The organism is Larkinella fluvii (genome assembly GCF_051857545.1).
Taxonomy (GTDB): domain Bacteria; phylum Bacteroidota; class Bacteroidia; order Cytophagales; family Spirosomataceae; genus Larkinella.
This window is the reverse complement of sequence record NZ_JBPZHB010000009.1, coordinates 134,733-153,972: the sequence shown is the minus strand read 5'-3', so window position 1 is coordinate 153,972 and position 19,240 is coordinate 134,733. Positions and strand designations below refer to the sequence as shown.

Here is a 19,240-nt window from a genome sequence, read left to right as displayed (position 1 = left end):
CCATTAGTCGATTTTTTGTACTTAAACCGTCTTTCAACCATGCGACTTTCCTTGATATTCTTGTTGTTTTTGCTGACTGGTTTAGTCGAATCGGCACCCGCTTTCTCACAAACCATCCGTCAGAAATCGACGACTGAAGGCCTTAACCTAAGTTTGCAGGGCCACATGCTCGGCTGGTCGTCGGACTATTTCCAGTTCCTGGACGAAAATTCCGGCAACGGCATCGGTTTTGGCGGTCGTGTCGGGTTTGGTCTGACGCAGCGGCTTGAGGTGTTTGCGCAGTATGACCGGACGAAAATGAACCTGAAAAAAATTGACGCCGAGTCTTTTCAATTCACGAACCTGACGGGCGGTGTGCGCTTTAATTTTTCGGCCACCACCCACGCCCTGCGCCCTTTTGCGGAGATTGGGTATGTTCACCGGGCCGGGAAAGTCGATCAGGTGATCAACAACAATTCGTACGACAACATTCTGTTCAAAGGGGGAGCCGCCCACATCGGCGCGGGACTCAATTACTTTTTGTCGTTGCCTGTGGCCCTGACCCTGAACGGTTCTTTTCAGGTAGGTGGCAAATCGGGCATCGATCTGAACGGCGAACGGACGACGGACAAAGCCGATGTCAGCACCTTTCGGATTTCAGCGGGGATTGTGCTGTATTTGAGTGAATTGTGAAGTTCGAAACCCTGACAGCGACGGGCCACCGATGTGGTCGAAGACCCTGTCAGGGTTTCGAATCGTTCCGTTAGGACAATGCTTCCGCGAAGGTTTCTTTCGCTTTGGCGACCACTTCTTTCGCCGTGCTGACGGCATCTTTGATGCTGTTCAATCCGTTGAGCAGGCTGTCTTTCACATCGTCGTATACGTCGTCGGCACCGGATTTGATTTTACCCGCTTTGTAGCGATAACGAACTTTATCGTATTCGCTGCTATTGGCATACACGAGGGCAATGGCCGCTCCGGCCAGCACCACAGCCGCCAGACCGATTCCCCACGTCAAAGCCGCTTTGTTGTCTTTTTCATCGGTTTTGGGTTCCGCTTTCGGCTGCATTGTCTTCCGCATCATCCCCGCCAGGGTTTCCTGCGGAGCCACGTACGACACCACTTCGTAGGCTTTGTTGACCAAACCGCCTGGTACGACTTTCGACGCTCCTTTCATCAATGCGTGATATGCATCTTTGGCAACCGTGGCCGGATTGTCCAGATTCTCAGTTGCTTTCGTGTTCGCGGCACCGGCTTTGTTGAAGAAGTCGGTATCGGTGGCGTTGGGAAGCAAAGCCGTCACACTGACGTTGGTGTCCTTCAATTCGTTGATCAGCGACTGCGTAAAATTATAAATATAGGCCTTCGTGGCGGCATATACCGCCATCAGCGGCATGGGGGTTATCGATACCAGCGACGCCAGGTTCAGGATTTTTCCCTCATTCCGCTCCACCATCTCTTTCAGAAAGAGCTTGGTCATCTGCGTGGTGGTCAGGACGTTCAGGTGAATCAGCGATTTTTCCCGTTCCCAGTCGGTTTCGGTGGCAAAAAGCCCGTAAAGGCCGACACCGGCGTCGTTGACCAGTACATCGACCGATAGATTCTTCGCTTTGACCTGGTTATAGACATCCTGAGCGGCATCTTCTTCCGAAAGGTCTTTCGTAATGACCGTCGTTTCAACCCCGTATTCGTCCCAAAACCGTCCGCCGAGTTCGTTCAGAATGTCGGTGCTGCGGGCAACAAGAACCAGGTTGTAACCATCTTTTGCAAACAGTTTTGCCAGTTCCTGGCCGATTCCGCTTGAGGCTCCCGTAATCAGTGCTGTTTTGCTTGCCTTTGTCGTCATGATGTGCGTTGGTTGATTCGTTTCAATCTAACTGCGTAGGTGGTCAGATGGTTGGAAATATTTTAAGCTTCATTCAAAAAAGCACGCAGGGGGATTAAAAACCGCTCGGGTTTCGGTCTTTCCCCCACTTTCCGGCGGGTAGATTGGGCTGAATTTTTTCTTCATTCGTCGATAATAACATCCTAAATCCTCCTGAAATGAAACCGACACGAATGATTTCATGCTTTCTGCTTGGCGGGCTGTTGCTTACATTTACGACGGCCTGGGTTTTTACCTCTACCGAAAAAAACAGCCATTTCCTGGTGAAACCCGCGCCGAAAGTGCAGCGGTATCTGTATGTCGTAACGCCGGGTGTGCGTAATTACCTGGGCTACGGTGGCCACGGGATTCAGGTTTTCGACATCGATAACCACCACCGGTTTGTGAAATTTATCCCGACGAAGGGTTTTCAGAAGAACGGAAAACCGTCGAATGTGAAGGGCGTGGATGTTAGCCTGGCTACCAATTGCCTGTATATCAGCACGCTGGAAGCGTTGCAATGCCTCGACCTGACGACCGAGAAAGTATTGTGGGAAAAGGAATACGAAGGCGGTGTTGACCGGATTTCGATTTCGCCGGACGGAAAAACGATTTACATGCCTTCACTGGAAAAAGAATTCTGGACGGTGGTGGATGCCAAAACCGGCAACGTCATCACCAAAATCGTGACCAATTCGGGTTCACACAATACCATTTATGGACCTGATGGGAATTTTGTATACCTGGCCGGGTTGAAATCGACGATGCTGAATGTAGCTGACGCAAAAACGCATACGGTCACCAAAAAAGTCGGGCCTTTTGGGGCCGACATCCGTCCGTTTACCATTAACGGTTCGCAGACCCTGGTGTACGTAAACGTGAATGGGTTGCTGGGTTTCGAGGTGGGCGATCTGGTGAGCGGCCAGTTTCTGCACCGCGTGGTGGTGGAGGGCTTCAACATCGGCGAGGTAAAACGCCACGGCTGTCCAAGCCACGGGATTGGGATGACACCCGATGAAAAGGAGATCTGGCTGTGCGACGGTGCCAACAACCGGCTGCACGTTTTTGACAATACCGTGATGCCGCCGGTTCAGAAAACCTCTATTCTGGTGCGTGACATGCCGGGCTGGATTACGTTCAGTGTGGACGGAAAATACGCCTATCCGTCTACCGGGGATGTCATCGAGGTGAAAACACGTAAAATTATCACCAGCCTGGAGGATTCGAATTACAACTGGGTGCAGAGCGAGAAGATGGTTGAAATCCATTTCAGTGGTGGAAAAGCCGTGGCCGCGGGCGATCAGTTTGGCATTGGTCAGCAGAAAAAGGCACCCAAAAAAGCCTGAAAAACGCCGACTCGGAAGGTCCTCCGAAATCTCATCCGGTTTATTGACCATTCGTCCAGGTATTTTTGCCGCCAAAGTACTATGCATAGCAAGGTACCTTATGAAAGACTACCTTTGAATCATCAAAACGGCCGATCCAGGCAGTAAACAACACAAAACACGAACATCCTTAAACAACAAATCTTATGAAAACGCTATTCGCTTCCACTTTACTGGCTTTGACTTTTGCCATTTCAACCACGTTTGCTGCTGACAACAACGAAAAAGTTAAACCAAAATCAACGTTTCAATCGGCCGTTTATCCCATGATCAACAGTATGAAGGTGAGTGTGAACGTTCAGAAAGAAACCGACAGTAAAATCAATATTCGGCTTATCAACAGCGAAGGCCGGACGCTGGCTACCAAACGATTGGGCGAGGGCCACGAGATCACGACCATCCGGTTTGATCTGAATCAACTAGAAGACGGGGTCTACAAAGTTGAAATCACCGACGGCGCTAATACGGAGGTTAAAACTGTAAAACTGCAAACCAAAACACCTGTAGTTGAATCGCAGCGTCTGGTGAGCATGAACTAATCGCTCCGCATTCGAATTATTGAACAGGAAACCCGGCTTCAAAAACCGGGTTTCCTGTTTTTTTTATCATTTGAATTGTCTGATAAATTGGCTGGTTTAGGTGGGAAGTTTTTCGCTTATTCCTTCTGTCAGAAGACGGATCATCTGAAAAGACCGGCGGAATTCTTACCTTTACGGGACGGTCCACGGCATAATTGTTGCTCCAATTAATTTACAATACCGCCTATTTGGTAACATATTGGTGGTTTATCAGTCAATGCAAGAGACAAGTCGTGCTTAACTCCAGAGGGAAACCGACGTGGGGATCCATTTCGTTGTCGATTAATTGATTCGTGGAAGCCTAATTCACATCCATAAAAAGCTTTATTTACCGGAAGCCCTTAACGAAGAGATAGGTACCGTCCGTATATCATTGTCAACCCGTATATGTCCCCAATAGAGCACCTCGAACGCCAACTGGCTCTTGAAAAAGAAGCCCGCAGGCAGACGGAGGCTATTCTGGAAGAAAAAAACCATCAGCTTTCCCAGGCTAATGAGCAGCTTCTTCTTTATAAGGAACTGAAAAAAAGTGAACGACACTACCGCCACGTGGTGGAGTCGGTGCCGGATATTATTTTCAAGACGTCGATCGACGGTTATTTTACGTTCGTCAATTCGGTTGTCGAACAGTGTCTGGGGTATACAAAAGACGAAATTATTGGATTGAGTTTTATGACGCTCGTGGTGCCGTCCTGGCGAGCGTCTGTAGCGGAGTTTTACCAGAAGATGTTACTGGACAAGCAGCGGAGTTCCTACACGGAGTTTCCGGTGCTGGCCAAAGACGGCCGCACGGTCTGGATTGGTCAGACGTTGCGGGTGGTGGGTGGTGAAAACGACCTGCCCGAACTGGTGGCCGTGGCCCGTGACATTACCAACCGAATCATCAACGAAGACGAATTCCGGACAACACAGGCCCGGCTGACCTCGCTCATTACCAACCTGCAAACCGGGGTGCTGGTTGAAGATGAAAACCGTACCGTTATTGTTGTCAATCAGTTATACTGCGATCTGTTTGGTATTTCCAGGCCGGTCGGCGAACTGATCGGGACCGGGTTTGAGCAGTGGGCTCATCCGAACGACACCTTGTTTGCCAATCCGGATTTGTTCCGTCAACAGATGCAAGAGGCTATCCGTCGGCAGCATACCGTGGTCAATGCGTCTGTTAACCTGCTGGACGGGCGCGTTCTGGACTGGAGTTATATCCCCATTTTTCAGGAGGGTCAGTACCGGGGTCACCTGTGGCAATTTACCGACATCACGGAAAAATACCGCTATGATGAACGGATTCGGCGGAGTGAAGAGAAATACCGGGGGATTATGAACCGGATGGAACTCGGGTTACTCGAAGTCGATGCCAATCAGGTTATTCGGCAGGCCTACGACCGGTTTTGCCAGATGGTGGGCTACACGGAAGAAGAACTGATTGGGCAGCGGGCCGACGAATTGCTGGTACCGAAAGAATTTACAGACTTTCTGGGGAAACAGCAGAAATTTCGGGGAGAGGGCGGTGCCAATTCATACGAAATGCAACTGATCCGGAAAGATGGCGAACGCATCTGGGTCATCATCAGTGGGGCACCCATCATCGACGAACGCGGGAACGTGATCGGATCGATGGGCATTCACTACGACATTACGGAACGGAAACGGCTCGAACAGCAACTGGCCCAGGCTACGCAGGTTGCCGAAGACGCCCGGCATACCGAGAAGCAGTTTCTGGCCAACATGAGCCACGAAATCCGCACACCCCTCAATGCCATTCTGGGGTTTTCCAACCTGCTGGAATCGACGGCTTTGAATCGGGAGCAGAAAGAGTTTGTAGAATACATCCGAACGGCCGGCAAAAATCTGCTGACGATTGTAAACGACATTCTGGATATTTCCAAAATCGAAGCGGGGATGTTGCCCTTGGAAAGCATTCCATTCAGCATCGGTTCCCTGGTGGATTCGATCCGGACGATGCTCGATGCGTCGGCAACGGATAAAAACCTGCGGCTGACGGTTACGGCCGATCCTGATTTGCCGGCGGTCGTTCTGGGCGATCCCACCCGGCTTACGCAAATCCTGCTGAATCTGCTCAGCAATGCCATCAAGTTTACCCGTCAGGGCGGGGTTTCCGTACGCATCGAAAAGAAAGAGGAAACACCGGAGAGCGTTCGTATTCGATTCACGGTGGAGGATACGGGAATTGGCATGGAAACGGCCATTCTGCCGCATATCTTTGAGCGGTTCCGGCAGGCCAGTGATTTCACGACCCGGTATTACGGCGGTACGGGGCTGGGGCTGAACATTGTCAAGTCGCTGACGGAAATGCAGGGCGGCTGGATCAAGGTGGAAAGCAGAATGGGAGAGGGCTCCACGTTTACGGTGGAAATTCCGTATAAAATAGCACCCCATCAACCCGAGCATGAAGTCGATCTGACTATGGAGACGTCCGGGCTGGGGGGGCGCGAGGTGACCATTCTGGTGGTGGAAGACAACGTGATGAACCAGCGGCTGGCCCTTCAGGTGCTCAACCGGCTGGGCTACCGAGCGCAGGTAGCTGAGAATGGCCAGGAAGCCCTTTCGATTCTGGAAAAAGAGGAGGTCGACCTGGTATTAATGGACATTCAGATGCCGGTGATGGATGGGTATACCACCACCACCCGGATCCGAACGACGCTGAAAAGCCCGGTGCCAATTATTGCCATGACTGCCCATGCGCTGGCCAATGAGCGGGAGCAGTGTTTGCAGGCCGGTATGAATGATTTTATACCCAAACCGTTTCAAATTGAAGAGTTACAACGAATTATGCGTAAATACCTGCCGATCGCACCGGCTAAAGTTCAAACCCAAAAAGTGTATATGACGCCGAAACCCAGTTTCTCGGTGGAACCGCTCCTGGAAGCCGTTGGGCATGACATGGATTTTGCGGTTGAAATGATGACGTTGTTTCTGAACCAGACGCCGGTGGAGATTCAACAATTGCAACAGTCGCTGGAAGAAGGCGATCTGCTCGCTATTAAGCGGCTGATTCATACTCAGAAAGCCGTGATTCAGACCTTTGGTCTGAACGAGGCCGCCCGACTCATTACGGCCACAGAAGCCCTGATTGCCGACAAAAAGGCCCTGTCTGAAATCGCCCCGCTGATCAGTCAGTATCTGTTGGTGCTGGAATCCGAACTGCCGGTGATCCAGGGTGTTCTGGAGGCTAATTCGGAGGGGGGAGGAACGGGCGAAGGGTAACGGACTTCTTTCGATTCGCCTGGAATTTGTTTTATCCCCGGAACGAATTACATTCGCATCCTTGTTAACCAACCACCCGACTCCGTAGCTCAGCTGGTAGAGCAATTGACTCTTAATCAATGGGTCGACAGTTCGAACCTGTCCGGGGTCACGTTAAAAATAGCACTTGCAAAGGTATTGCAAGTGCTATTTTGTTTGCTCGCAATACAAGTTGCAACAGACTTATTCGAGTTGTAATAAACAAAGCCATTGGAGTGCGATCCGATCTCAATTACGAATGAGTGAAATCACGCTTGCCCTCAAACTATTCTTTCCATACCTTTACCCGTGAATGATCTGGCGGACCTTTATAACGTCGTTATTACTGTTAACCTACACCCTCGTGTTGGTTCACGACTGGTTGCCGCATCATCACACCCATGAGCATGATCACGAGGGAATAGGCCACCACCATCACGAAGATCAGGCCAATAAGTCCGATGACTTGGACTGGACCTCGCACACGCATGGAGCTGTTCAAACCGGGTTCGTGTATGTAGCTGCTGCAAAGAACGATCACGTTCAGGTAACGACTCCGGAAATTAGTGAGAATTGCCTCTTTACTTTTCAGGTTTCATCCGTTCATTGGGTAAGCCGTACCGCCTGGCTCACCTATGCCTGTGCCAAGGCACCACCACCGGCCTTTAGTTCTCTGCTGCTTCGTGCTCCCCCTTTTGCATTTTCTTCTTCCTGCTGACCTTTTAGTCTGGAGTCAGCCTTCTTTTGGCTATTAGCTAGCCCACTTTCTATTCTTTCTTGCAATACTGAATCCTTTCGTACGGGATAACCCGGATTGTCATTTCGGTCATAGCGACTGTCTGGCTGATCATGCGTTTTCTCCTTCCATCTATCGCCCGGTCACTACCTGGAATTGTTGCGCTATCACTTATAAGATGCGTAAGACAGACTCAACCATTCAACCACTAAAACAGATCCCGTATGGAATCTACAATCAATCGTGAAGAACTAGAGGCCATTGAACACTTTATGGCGCGGGCCAGCCAGGGAAAAGTTCATCAACAACTACAAACCGGCGATTATGCGCAAGACGATCTCGACCGGGTCTTTCCCGCCATTCGAAAACTACTGGAATTTGGTGCGAAACACGTCAATAATGCGCCACACGATTACAAACTCTATTACACCAACAGTCAGGGGAGCCCCATGCTTCTCTTTGGTCTGACCGTCAATAACCCCGAAATGATTCAAAATTTACTGATACACTATAAAGCAATCGAACAGATGGCCCTGAAAGAGAAATTATTTGCCATGAAAATTTCGGACATGACCGGTGCCGAGTTTGCGCAGTATCTGACTCTTTTGGAGCCTAAAAAGTCCATTCCATAATCGCCAACGAACAACAATATCCTGCTGCTCCTGCCGGTTCAAGGGAATGCCGGGTGTATCGTTTTTCTTAAGAAGCGAGTCGAGTTGAGGGTCATCCTGAATACCCGTGGTGTAGGGATTAAGCACCTGACCCAGCATTTTAAAACGACCGTCGTGCATATACTAAGTGGTCATGGCGATATTGCGCAGGCTTGGCACCCGGAATTTGTTTTTATCCTCCGGCTTTTGGCTGATGCCATAGCGTCCCAGATCGGGGTCTTGAAGAGATTGGAGCAGGAATAAAACTTTACAGAGATGAAATGGATTACGCGGGAACGTCCCAAAATTGATCGCATTGCCTGTCCCTGGTTGATCAGGCGGTTCATTGATCCCGAGGCCGAAATTCTTTTCGTTCCAGATACCGAAGTAGTGGCTTTGGCACAAGAACGGTCGGCTATCCCGTTCGACATCCCGGGCGTGGAATACACCCATTATAATGATCAGTGTACGTTTGATTACTTCCTCAAAAAGCATGAGCTGGTCGATCCCGCCTTGCACGCGATGGCTCCGATCATTCGGGGAGCGGACACAGATGACCATGCGCTGGCTCCCCAGGCTGCCGGTTTATGGGCGATTTCGGCGGGTTTGGCATTCAATATCCGCCAGGACTACGAACTGCTGGAGCAGGGAATGCACCTGTATGATGCACTCTATAGCTGGGCGAAGTATTTGCAGCGCGAAAAACACACCCAAAGTACCGTCGAAAAATTACTGATTCAAGTCCTGCATCCCTATCTCAAACCCAGGGGCAGGAAAATACCGGTCTGGGTTAATGAACTCAAGGAACTGATTCAGGACCAGGCCGATACCAACCTGGCGCTCACCCTGAAGGAATTGTCGGAAAGTCTGGATGTCAATCCAGCGTATCTATCCCGGGAGTTTTCAAAATACTTCGGCAATCTCTCCTTCGGGGAATACATCCGCAAGCTTCGCATTGAAAAAGCGATGGACTTGCTTCAAACCTCCAAACATTCTTTGGTGGAAATTGCCTACCTGACGGGTTTTTCCGACCAAAGCCATTTCACCCGCATCTTTAAAAAACATACCGGGCAAAATCCTTCCGATTTTCGAAAAAGTTTGCCAAAAAAGTAAAGAATGTACAAATGGTTAGTTCTGTTCTATTTTTCGCTCGTAGAAGCCCGTAGCATTGTACCCGGCTACCCTCTCTGTCTGATCTCTTTTTTCAATACTACGCAGAAGAAGTTCAATTTTAGTTTGTACGAACCCAGCTATGAAACGCAGACAGTTTATTCAAAATACCATTATCGCGGGCGTTGTACCTTTGTGCGGTTCCCAGGATCCAGACCCCAATGCGGTTTTAGGAAACACCCCACCTTTGAGTGTGAGTGAACAGGAAGCCATTGCAACGGCATTGGGTAAAAAGGGTACGTATAACGAAGCGCAGGCGGTTTACACCGTACCTTTGCCCCGCAATGATTTGAAAGTCACGGTCAAAGGGGAAGTCGTACCCATCTCTTTTGGATTTGGCGGCTGGGTATCCTTTAAGAAAACGGTGGACGGTCAGCAGACGGTCATGATGAGCGATACGGTTTTGCTGGAAACCGAAGTCAATTCCCTCATCGATGCCACGCACGCAGCCGGATTGGAAATTTCGGCCATTCACAACCACTTTTTCTACGAACAACCGCGCATCTTCTACATGCACCTGCACGGGGTCGGAACGGTGGCGGATTTAGCCAAAAAATACGCACAGGCGATTGGCAACACCAAATTGTTCCCGGCAAACCAACCTACGCCCGTGGCGCAAAGTGGCACGACGCCATCAACCGGAAAAGACTTCTTCGATCTGCCCGCACTGGATGCCATCGTCAACTATACCGGGTCGGTCAATGGTCCCACCTACAAATACACCGTGGGTCGTGATGACGTAAAGATTATCGCGATGGGGGCGGAAATGACGGCCGCTATCGGCCTAAACTCTTGGGCTTCTTTTGCCGGAAAGCAAGCTGATGCGCATATTGCCGGTGACATTGCTATGTTGGAAAGTGAGGTCAATGCTGTCGTTCGAACGCTGCGGCAACATAAACTGGAAGTGGTTGCTTTGCATCACCACATGCTGGGGGAACAACCCCGGACGGTTTTCCTGCATTACTACGGGCGCGGTCCGGCCCCGGAATTGGCAAAAGGTTTTCGGGCGGCCCTGAACCAATTGGGTCGCGGGGAGAAGAAAACGGGCAACGATGGGATGAAACACTAATTTGACAAACGTACAGGATATGCCTTTTTTACAACATAGCTCTATCAAATCGGTCTTTTTTACCTGCCTGATAGTCTGGGCGTGTTTCTCCACCGCCCTGGCCCGGCCCGATTCCGTATCGGTAGCCTTTGCTGACTGGGTCGCACCTGAATTAATCGCGCTTGCTCCTCAATACCCTAAAAAAAAACTGTTCTGGGTCGTTAACTTTGGTACAGCCCGGACGTTGCCGCCCAAAAAAATCGGCTTTGCCGCCGGTATGGGTGGGCAGGTGGTTTTCCTCGGCGACCCCCGGAAAACCAGTGCATTTTTCACCATTCCACACGCAGGCTTTCGGCTGGGCCTGGCAAAGGGTTTAGACGCGGGGCTTCGGCTGGCCCCCATTCCGTTGCCTTTCGCGTCGGTTGGGCCGGGTTTTGGCATCAACTTAGACGCGAAATACTGCTTCACCCCACCCACCAGCAAGGTTGATTGGGGGATCGTGCTGGGATTGGGCGGAGCACACGTCCTGATTGAAGATCGGAACCGGCTGGCTTACAGCCCAAACGTAGCCTTGCTAAACTCCTACCATCTGGGTGGCACCACCGTACTGACCATCATGGGTCGTTACGTTCACCTTGGAATCCCGACAGCCACTGGGGGTGCAAAGGCTAATTTTGTCAACATCGCGGGCGTGTCGCTGGGGTTGAAAAAAGATATCCGGCCCAATATAGCCCTGCTCCCCGAAGTGGGTGCGTATTGGTATGACGGGAAAATTCTGGGCGTAGCAAAACGCGGCCCGGGTTTTCAGTACGGACTGATGCTGGCTACGAGCTTTTGATCTGATCGCAGCCGCGGACGGTCGCCGAAGCGGCCCTGATGTTTGCAAAGGGGGCTAGAAACGCCTGCCGAACGAACTTGAAAAACGTTTTCCTCTTTCTTTTCCTGCTGTTGAGTAGCCACTTGGTTGCCCAACCCCTCAGTATTCATTACAGTCATGAACTCTGAACTCCTCACGCCCCCGTATTCACTCTGGCAACTCACGAGTTACTTCCTGCGCCTGGGAACCTTTGGCTTTGGCGGTCCTCCTGCCTTAGTCAGTGCCATGCACCGGGATCTGGTGTTAAATCGACAATGGATAACCGAAGAAGATTACCGGGAAGGCATGGCACTCGCTCAGTTGGCTCCGGGGCCGCTGGCGGCTCAATTAGCGATATACCTGGGGTATGTTCATTACGGCATTTGGGGTGCCACCCTGGTGGGCTTTACGTTTGTGCTGCCATCCTTCCTGATGGTTTTAGGGCTGGGCTGGGCTTACGTGCAGTTTGACGGATTGCCGTGGATGCAGGCTATTTTCTATGGCATTGGAGCCGCGGTTATTGGCATCATTACGATGGGTACTTATAAACTAACCACCAAAACGATTGGAAAAGACTGGCTGGCGTGGCTGTTGTTCGCTATCTCGGCCATAGCCACCATTCTGACGGAATCCGAATTACTGTGGCTGGTCATCGGATCGGGTGGGATTTATTGGCTAATCAAAGCGCCACCGCTGCGATTGGATTCAAAAGTGAGCCAGGCTGGCTGGCCATTTCTCACGCAGGTGTTAGCGGTACCCACCGACTCCGTTCTGTGGAAACTGGCCCTGTTTTTTGCCAAGGCCGGTAGCTTCGTGTTTGGCAGTGGTCTGGCCATCGTGCCCTTTCTATACGGTGGTGTTGTCAAGGAATACGGCTGGCTGACAGAACAGCAATTTTTGGATGCTGTGGCTGTGGCTATGATTACGCCCGGACCGGTGGTAATTACCGTCGCTTTTATCGGCTATCTGGTGGCCGGACTTCCCGGTGCTTGTGTGGCCGCAGCCGCCACGTTTTTACCCTGTTACCTGCTCACCATCCTGCCAGCCCCTTATTTCAAAAAGTACGGAAAACACCCCGGTTTGAAGGCTTTTGTCGATGGGGTCACGATCGCGGCTGTTGGGGCAATCGCTGGTGCAGTCGTCGTTCTGGCCCGGCGGCAACTGGTGGATCTGCCAGCGATCATCATTGCATTAACCGCCACCATTTTACTATATCGTTATAAAAAGATATCGGAATTAGGTCTGATCGCAGCCGCAGCCATCCTGGGCCTGTTGCTGCGATCTGGTATTTTCTCTACACTTTTATGATTCGTACCATAACCGTTCTGCTTTTAGTCTTCATCGGATTCAGCCAAGATCTGACGACACAAACCGTACCTGCCAGGCCAGTTCAAACCCGGCAGCAAGCCTGGCTGAGTTCCTTCACCAAACCCGTTTGAGCAATCGCCGGGGAATCTGGCTGGATCTTCACGCCCGCCGTTGAAGTGTGTGGGCTTTTGCGGGATGAGTCTCAGGCTTCGATTCGTTTGAGTTTGATGTTTTCGACCGGACGAATCACCAGCGGCACTTTCTCTATCTTGACCGAACTGCTGTCGAGGCCAAACCAGCGGTCTTCGGCAGTCGTGAATCGTTTGATGAAAAAATACAGATTCATGATCAGTCGCTCCATCCAGGGGAGGTCGTTCTCGAAGGAGAGAAACTTCTCCAGCACCACAAACCGAAAATCACCAATGACGTGCTGACGACTGAGGGATTCGTAGCGGCTGGTGATGTCCACTTCCTTGTTTTTAACCAGATCTTCGATCACCTTCCGGAAAAACAGATTGATCCGCTGCTCCACCCGAAAGCCCAGCCGGAACGTGATTTTATACACATCGTCGGTCGCAATCGTGTTGACCTTGTATTCCATCGTATACGGATCATCCGTCGTATCTACGTGGACAAACCAGAAGATATCGGCTCGCTTGGGGCGCTTCTGAAAGATGGAATAAATGATTTTCGATTCTATTTCGGACTGACGGGCGGCATTGCTCATAAACACCAGGTGCGTGGCATATTTGGGAATGCTGATATCCCGGCTCAGTTCGATGAGCGGTTTCAGGTAATGGTCGATTCGGACGTATTCCGTCAACCGGAGTTTGATGTAAAACGCCCGCAGCCAGGTGTACATCACCACCGCAATGGCGGAACCGATAAAGAGCGATACCCAGCCGCCGTGGGGAAACTTGATGAGATTGGCCACCAGAAAAGCGCCTTCCAGCAGGACATAGACGACCAGAAACAACACGACGCCCCAGGCTTTATACCGGTGGCTGTATAAATAATACGTCATCAGGATGGTGGTCATCAGCATTGTCAGGGTGATGGCCAATCCGTAGGCAGCCTCCATGTTGGCCGACTCCCGAAAGTAGAGCACAACCCCAACGCAACCGAGCCACAGCAAGAGGTTGATGCTGGGTACGTAGAGCTGCCCTTTTTTGACGGATGGGTAGCGCAGAATCACCTTGGGCCACAGGTTCAACCGGATCGCTTCACTGATCAGGGTGAACGAGCCGGTAATCAGGGCCTGGCTGGCAATAACCGTTGCAGCCGTCGCAATGCCGATGCCGGCGAAGAGAAACCAGTCGGGCATGAGCGCATAAAACGGTTTATGATCTCCCAGGGCCTGGCCTTCCATTGAGAGCAGCCAGGCGCCCTGTCCGAAGTAATTCAACAGCAGACAGGTCTTTACAAAGATCCAACTGATGCGGATGTTGCCCCTCCCACAGTGGCCCAGATCGGAATATAGCGCTTCCGCACCGGTTGTGCAGAGAAAAACCGAGCCTAAAAGCCAGAAACCACCCGGATATTCTGCCAGCAGCCACCAGGCATAATACGGATTGACCGCACTCAGAATGCCGGGTGAATCCGCGATGTGGATCAATCCCAGGGTCCCCAGCATGATAAACCAAAGCAGCATGACGGGGCCAAAAGCCGTCCCGACAACGCTCGTTCCCAAAGCCTGAATCAAAAACAGAACCGTCAGAATGCCAATGACGATGGGAACCGTGGGAATGTCTGGATACAATAACTCCAGCCCCTCGACGGCGGACGAAACCGAAACCGGCGGGGTAATGATGCCATCCGCCAGCAGGGCACTGCCGCCAATCACGGCGGGAATGGTGAGCCATTTGGCGTGCCTGCGCACCAGCGCGTAGAGGGCAAAAATGCCACCTTCTCCCTTGTTGTCGGCCCGCAGGATCAGGATGACGTATTTGACGGTGGTTTGCAGGGTTAGGGTCCAGAAAATACAGGAGATGGCTCCCCGAACAACATCCGACCGAATCGGCTGGGTGGGCCCCATGATGGCCGACAGAACATACAAAGGTGACGTGCCAATGTCTCCGAAAATAATACCCATGGCTACCAGTAAACCGGCGGCCGTTACTTTATCCAACTGTTGTTTGTGTTCCATGAAAGGCCCCTGGTCTGTCAGGGCAGCGGGGAGAATGAGGTGTTAAAAAATGATCCCATCCAATTGTGTGCCATAACGGTGATTATTTTCTATCCGATTGAAAATAAGCTGAATAAAAATTGAAGGTCGAAATTACTCTCCGTCCACTTTTTCATTTTGGAGTGGTCGTTTTTCATTTTGGTAATCGGACTGCGTACGGCACCCGTTCTCAGTGGCCCCCGACGGTGCGGTGTTGCTTTCTGAACACAACGGGCTGAACGGAGTTTTAAACGTATTCAAACCAATTCAAACGATGATCACCCATATCTATCAATCCAGTATCCACGAAAACTGGTATCTGGTTCTTCCAGTCGAAAAAGAGGACGACTTTTCCGATGTTCCGGCTGACGTACTTGCCCAATTCGGGGAGCTCCTAAAAATCGAATCGCCTGATGTGGGTCCGGGCGCGCTGGGGATCGATCTCTTTCAGGTCAGAAGTGATTTTGATACCCAGCAGTATCATGTGGCAAAAGTCGTGGCCCCCGCAGCGCCTTGAGGCAAGTCATTTGCGGAGTCTGTGCCGGTAATCCGGTTTACCGCCGTACTTTCGCAAAAAGACAAGCGCATGAGGACCGAGAAATTTACCGTCGCCGATATCAAGTCCATTGCCAAAACGGTACGGACGGCTTTTGACAAGGCCCTGAATAAATGGGGCCATCCCCTGGACGAATCCGACGATTCGGAATACGTATTGTTTTGCAAACCCACCACCCGGGCGGTTCATTTCGATCTGACTTTCGCCAAAGGAAACTCGGAGGTCGCGCGCCGGATGCACCAGTATTGTGAACAAAACCGGCTTGAAGTGATCGGCTTTTTTTCCCAGTTCGAACTCCGTGAAATGGACAGTGTAGATATTGCCGATAAAATCATTGACCATCTATATGAAGATTGATGGGTTCTTTTTAGAACCGGAGCGATAGCTGGCCGGGCAATCCCGCGTATATTTGCCAAAATAACCCTCCCTTATGCCTGACTATACCGCCCGAAAAATTTCGGAAACCCTGGAAATCGATGGCGATCTGACCAAACCCGCCTGGCAGTCGGCCATCTGGAGCCCCCGCTTTGTTGACATGACGACCGCCGGGCCGGGGCTCTACGATACGCGAACCGCCCTGTGCTGGAATGACCACTTTCTCTACATCGCCTTCGTGGCCGAAGAGCCCTTTCTGGAAGCCCACCTGACCGAACGGGATTCGATTATTTTTCAGGAGAACGACCTGGAAGTACTCATTGACGGGGGCGATTGTTACTACGAACTGGAGGTCAATGCCCGCAATACCGTGTATGAAGTATTTTTTATCTGGCGCGATGCTTACCGGAAAGGGGGGCGGTTCGATGTGCCGCTTTTCGATGTCCATCATCCGCAGGCCATGACCTTTGGCGGCAACTTTGACCGGGATGAGGCCACATTCTGGTACGGAAACCACCCGCGCGGACTCCGTTGGGCTTTTCTGAACTATGACCTGCCCGGTTTGCAAACCGCCGTCCGGCTTGATGGCAGCCTGAACGATAACCGGGACATTGACCGGGGCTGGAGTCTGGAAATTGCCATTCCGTGGCAGAGCCTGACGTGGCTGGCCAACGGTCGTTCGCTGCCTCCCCAAAACGGCGACCGCTGGCGGATGTTTCTCGGCCGCTTTCAGAAAGTGCCGCTTTCGGGTTCACAGGGGCAGCAAGCCATGGTACTCAGCCCGCACGGAGTCAATGACACGCACCAGCCCGAACGCTGGAGCGAAATTGAGTTTCAGAACTAAACCGCAGCTCACCCTGGCAAACAATGTCACGGCAAAGCGGTTTTACCGGGTAGGAATCCTATCCGGTAAACACTCTTTATGGCAGTAATTGGCGAATTCATCCGCAAAGCAATTGATGTATACGGTTTTATCACGTCGGAACCCGATCCGGCCAAGGCGCAGCTCACGGTTTTACAAAACCTGCTGGAAAAGGCCCGATTGACCGCGTTTGGTAAAAAATACAACTTCAGCAAAATCCTCCAAAGTGACGATGTCATCGGATCATTTCAGCGGGAAGTGCCTGTCCATGATTACGATAAACTCTACGACGACTGGTGGCATTATTTGCTGGAAGGGCATCAGAATGTGACCTGGCCGGGTGGTCAGGACTATTTTGCCCTGAGCAGCGGCACCACCAGCAACAGCAAATCCATTCCGGTGACGGATGACATGCTGGATGCCATCCGAAAGTCGGGTATGCAGCAGGTGATGAGTCTGAAAAACTTCGATCTGCCGGCCGATTTTTTCGAGAAACAGATCATGATGCTGGGGAGTAGTGTCAGCCTGATCGAAAAAGACGACCACCAGGAAGGGGAAATCAGTGGCATCAGTGCAGCCAATATACCAACCTGGTTCAGAGCGTTTTATAAACCGGGTGCCGAAATTGCATCGATCACCGACTGGGACGAAAAGGTGCGCCGGATTGCCGAAGAAGCGCCCAACTGGGATATTGGCAGCCTGAGCGGTATTCCGTCCTGGGTCGAAATGATGCTGAAAGAAGTGATTTCGCACAACCGCCTGAACACGATTCACGACATCTGGCCCAATCTACAGGTCTACACCACGGGCGGGGTGGCTTTTGAACCCTACCGGAAGAGCTTTGAAAAGCTGCTGGCGAAACCGTTGATCTACATTGACACTTACCTGACGTCCGAAGGTTATCTGGCGACCCAGAAAAGACCGGATACAACATCGCTGGCTTTGATTCTGGACAACGGTATCTTCTTCGAGTTCGTGCCGTTTTCGAACGAAAATATGGACGAAGACGGCCGGGTGAAACCCGATGCGGAAGTTTTGACCCTGGAACAGGCCCAGGAAAATACTGACTATGTATTGCTGATTTCGACAGTTTCGGGAACCTGGCGCTACATGATTGGCGATACGGTGATGATTACGGACAAGCAACGGTCGGAAATCAAAATTACCGGACGGACGAAGCACTTCCTGAACGTGGTGGGCGAGCAATTGTCGGTTTTTCAAATGAACCAGGCGATGCAGAATTTGCAGAGCCAGTATGATCTGGAAATCAAGGAATTTGTGGTGGCCGCCGTTCGGAAAGACGGGGAATACATCAACAAATGGTATGTTGGTTCCAACCGGACGGTTGACAATCAGGCATTTGCGGTTTCGCTGGATCAGGAATTGTGTGAATCCAACAAGAATTACAAAGTAGCCCGGAGCAAGTCGCTGAAAGGGGTGGAAGCGGAGGTGATTCCGGTCGAGCAATTCTACCGCTGGAGTGAGGACTACAAAAAACTGGGGGGGCAAACCAAAATACCCCGGGTGATGAAAGAAGAGGATTTTCTGGACTTTGAACAGTACATCAGGAGTCTGTCATAGGGCTTTTTTCTGCTCGTCCAGCTTCTGCTCTTCCAGTTTTTTCACCTGGTCGACAATCTCTTCCGGCGAAACGTACAAGCGGGCTATCTTGTCTTTATAGGCTTGCGGAAGCTCCGCGTGATTCAGGATAAACTGTTTGGTTTCAATCAAATACCGCCCGAGTCCGTGGCTGACCGCGTAGGCGTCGGCAATTCTTTCCACTTTCCGGACGTACGCGGGTGAAAGAACGTACGAAAGCCCAAAGCCCACCAGGCCAAGGTTGCTGCGGTTTTCGTAGTCCATGATGTGACCGAGCTCGTGGCCAATCCAGCCGATCAGAATGGCATCAGGAATCTGGTGAATTGGGATGGCGGTATGCGTCAGTTTGAACATCGCACTGATGTTGATCTGGTAGGAGCGGTTTTTCCGGCGGTGTAGCAGGGTATAAAAAACCGGCTGGGCCTGCATGACCGACGATCTGATGCGTTGTTTGAAGACGAATCGGATGGCAGTGTTTTTTAGTGCCGGATAGAACGACAAAGCCACCAGAACGTTTTTTTTGATCACCGCCGGAATGATTTTACGGGCTCCGAACTCAGCGAGCGCGGGCGTGATTTCCTGGTTTTGAGGGCTAATTTTGGAGGACAGCATAGGCTACGAAACAAAAACCCACGGGGGCATAGGTACCACAATAACCCATTTTTGAATGATTGGTTTTTGAAAACCTGGTCAGCGTTTCACCGATTGACCGAGACAAAATTGCCTGAAAAGCAGGCTTGGGAAAAGGGATAGATGAAAAAATGCGTGTATTAGGGGCCATACAATCAGAATTTCCCCTTTTTATTTGTTAAAAATACATTCCGTTAACTTATTCGATATTCTTTTCCTTGCCTTTGCGCTGCGTAT

At 51.1% G+C, this 19,240-nt stretch carries 17 protein-coding genes and 1 tRNA gene; 14 read left to right on the top strand and 4 right to left on the bottom strand.

Annotated elements, in window-relative coordinates; genetic code table 11:
* The first annotated feature begins 39 nt into the window (after positions 1-39).
* The gene (locus ACS5NO_RS23865) at positions 40-672 is read left to right on the top strand and encodes an OmpA family protein (protein ID WP_439417460.1); all 633 of its coding nucleotides are present in this window, start codon (positions 40-42) and stop codon (positions 670-672) included.
* 70 nt (positions 673-742) lie between these two features.
* Here the strand turns inward: ACS5NO_RS23865 and ACS5NO_RS23860 are convergent, their stop codons facing one another.
* Positions 743-1,825, bottom strand: coding sequence for an SDR family NAD(P)-dependent oxidoreductase (locus ACS5NO_RS23860; RefSeq protein WP_439417459.1), 1,083 nt, complete (start codon positions 1,823-1,825; stop codon positions 743-745).
* A gap of 197 nt (positions 1,826-2,022) precedes the next feature.
* Here ACS5NO_RS23860 and ACS5NO_RS23855 point away from each other — a divergent pair, with 197 nt between their 5' ends.
* The 4 genes from ACS5NO_RS23855 to ACS5NO_RS23840 all read left to right on the top strand — a co-directional run bounded on the left by ACS5NO_RS23855 (position 2,023) and on the right by ACS5NO_RS23840 (position 7,182).
* Entirely contained in the window at positions 2,023-3,189 is a 1,167-nt protein-coding gene (locus ACS5NO_RS23855) for a YncE family protein (protein WP_439417458.1), read from the top strand.
* Between the two features lie 185 nt (positions 3,190-3,374).
* The gene (locus ACS5NO_RS23850; protein WP_439417457.1) at positions 3,375-3,767 is read left to right on the top strand and encodes a T9SS type A sorting domain-containing protein; all 393 of its coding nucleotides are present in this window, start codon (positions 3,375-3,377) and stop codon (positions 3,765-3,767) included.
* A 426-nt stretch (positions 3,768-4,193) separates the two neighbouring features.
* Positions 4,194-7,031, top strand: coding sequence for a PAS domain S-box protein (locus ACS5NO_RS23845; RefSeq protein ID WP_439417456.1), 2,838 nt, complete (start codon positions 4,194-4,196; stop codon positions 7,029-7,031).
* Between the two features lie 78 nt (positions 7,032-7,109).
* Positions 7,110-7,182: transfer RNA gene (locus ACS5NO_RS23840), tRNA-Lys, on the top strand.
* A gap of 216 nt (positions 7,183-7,398) precedes the next feature.
* On the opposite strand, the gene ACS5NO_RS23835 is transcribed toward ACS5NO_RS23840, so the two are convergent.
* A complete protein-coding gene (locus ACS5NO_RS23835) occupies positions 7,399-7,533 on the bottom strand; it encodes a hypothetical protein (protein WP_439417455.1) in 135 nt (44 codons plus the stop codon).
* Between the two features lie 476 nt (positions 7,534-8,009).
* Between ACS5NO_RS23835 and ACS5NO_RS23830 the strand changes: the two genes are divergently transcribed.
* From ACS5NO_RS23830 to ACS5NO_RS23810, 5 genes are all read left to right on the top strand, one after another.
* On the top strand, positions 8,010-8,417 hold the full coding sequence (locus ACS5NO_RS23830) for a hypothetical protein (protein ID WP_439417454.1): 408 nt from the start codon (positions 8,010-8,012) through the stop codon (positions 8,415-8,417).
* A 294-nt stretch (positions 8,418-8,711) separates the two neighbouring features.
* A complete protein-coding gene (locus tag ACS5NO_RS23825; protein ID WP_439417453.1) occupies positions 8,712-9,548 on the top strand; it encodes a chromate resistance protein ChrB domain-containing protein in 837 nt (278 codons plus the stop codon).
* A gap of 139 nt (positions 9,549-9,687) precedes the next feature.
* The gene (locus ACS5NO_RS23820) at positions 9,688-10,674 is read left to right on the top strand and encodes a DUF1259 domain-containing protein (protein WP_439417452.1); all 987 of its coding nucleotides are present in this window, start codon (positions 9,688-9,690) and stop codon (positions 10,672-10,674) included.
* A 19-nt stretch (positions 10,675-10,693) separates the two neighbouring features.
* Positions 10,694-11,491, top strand: coding sequence for an SH3 domain-containing protein (locus tag ACS5NO_RS23815; RefSeq protein ID WP_439417451.1), 798 nt, complete (start codon positions 10,694-10,696; stop codon positions 11,489-11,491).
* Between the two features lie 156 nt (positions 11,492-11,647).
* On the top strand, positions 11,648-12,817 hold the full coding sequence (locus tag ACS5NO_RS23810) for a chromate transporter (RefSeq protein WP_439417450.1): 1,170 nt from the start codon (positions 11,648-11,650) through the stop codon (positions 12,815-12,817).
* Positions 12,818-13,019: 202 nt separating this feature from the next.
* Here the strand turns inward: ACS5NO_RS23810 and ACS5NO_RS23805 are convergent, their stop codons facing one another.
* Positions 13,020-14,963 carry a KUP/HAK/KT family potassium transporter gene (locus ACS5NO_RS23805; RefSeq protein ID WP_439417449.1) on the bottom strand — a complete coding sequence of 648 codons (1,944 nt, stop codon included), beginning with the start codon at positions 14,961-14,963 and terminating at the stop codon, positions 13,020-13,022.
* A gap of 292 nt (positions 14,964-15,255) precedes the next feature.
* Between ACS5NO_RS23805 and ACS5NO_RS23800 the strand changes: the two genes are divergently transcribed.
* From ACS5NO_RS23800 to ACS5NO_RS23785, 4 genes are all read left to right on the top strand, one after another.
* Positions 15,256-15,498, top strand: a complete 243-nt coding sequence (locus tag ACS5NO_RS23800; protein ID WP_439417448.1) for a YcgL domain-containing protein — start codon at positions 15,256-15,258, stop codon at positions 15,496-15,498.
* A gap of 69 nt (positions 15,499-15,567) precedes the next feature.
* The gene (locus ACS5NO_RS23795; RefSeq protein WP_439417447.1) at positions 15,568-15,894 is read left to right on the top strand and encodes a hypothetical protein; all 327 of its coding nucleotides are present in this window, start codon (positions 15,568-15,570) and stop codon (positions 15,892-15,894) included.
* Positions 15,895-15,967: 73 nt separating this feature from the next.
* Positions 15,968-16,756, top strand: a complete 789-nt coding sequence (locus ACS5NO_RS23790) for a carbohydrate-binding family 9-like protein (RefSeq protein WP_439417446.1) — start codon at positions 15,968-15,970, stop codon at positions 16,754-16,756.
* Between the two features lie 78 nt (positions 16,757-16,834).
* Positions 16,835-18,355: a GH3 family acyl-acid amido synthetase gene (locus ACS5NO_RS23785; RefSeq protein ID WP_439417445.1), complete on the top strand. Its 1,521-nt coding sequence runs from the start codon at positions 16,835-16,837 to the stop codon at positions 18,353-18,355.
* Here ACS5NO_RS23785 and ACS5NO_RS23780 read toward each other — a convergent pair.
* A complete protein-coding gene (locus ACS5NO_RS23780) occupies positions 18,350-18,985 on the bottom strand; it encodes a hypothetical protein (RefSeq protein WP_439417444.1) in 636 nt (211 codons plus the stop codon). The two genes, ACS5NO_RS23785 and ACS5NO_RS23780, sit on opposite strands and share 6 nt — an antisense overlap.
* Between the last annotated feature and the right edge of the window lie 255 nt (positions 18,986-19,240).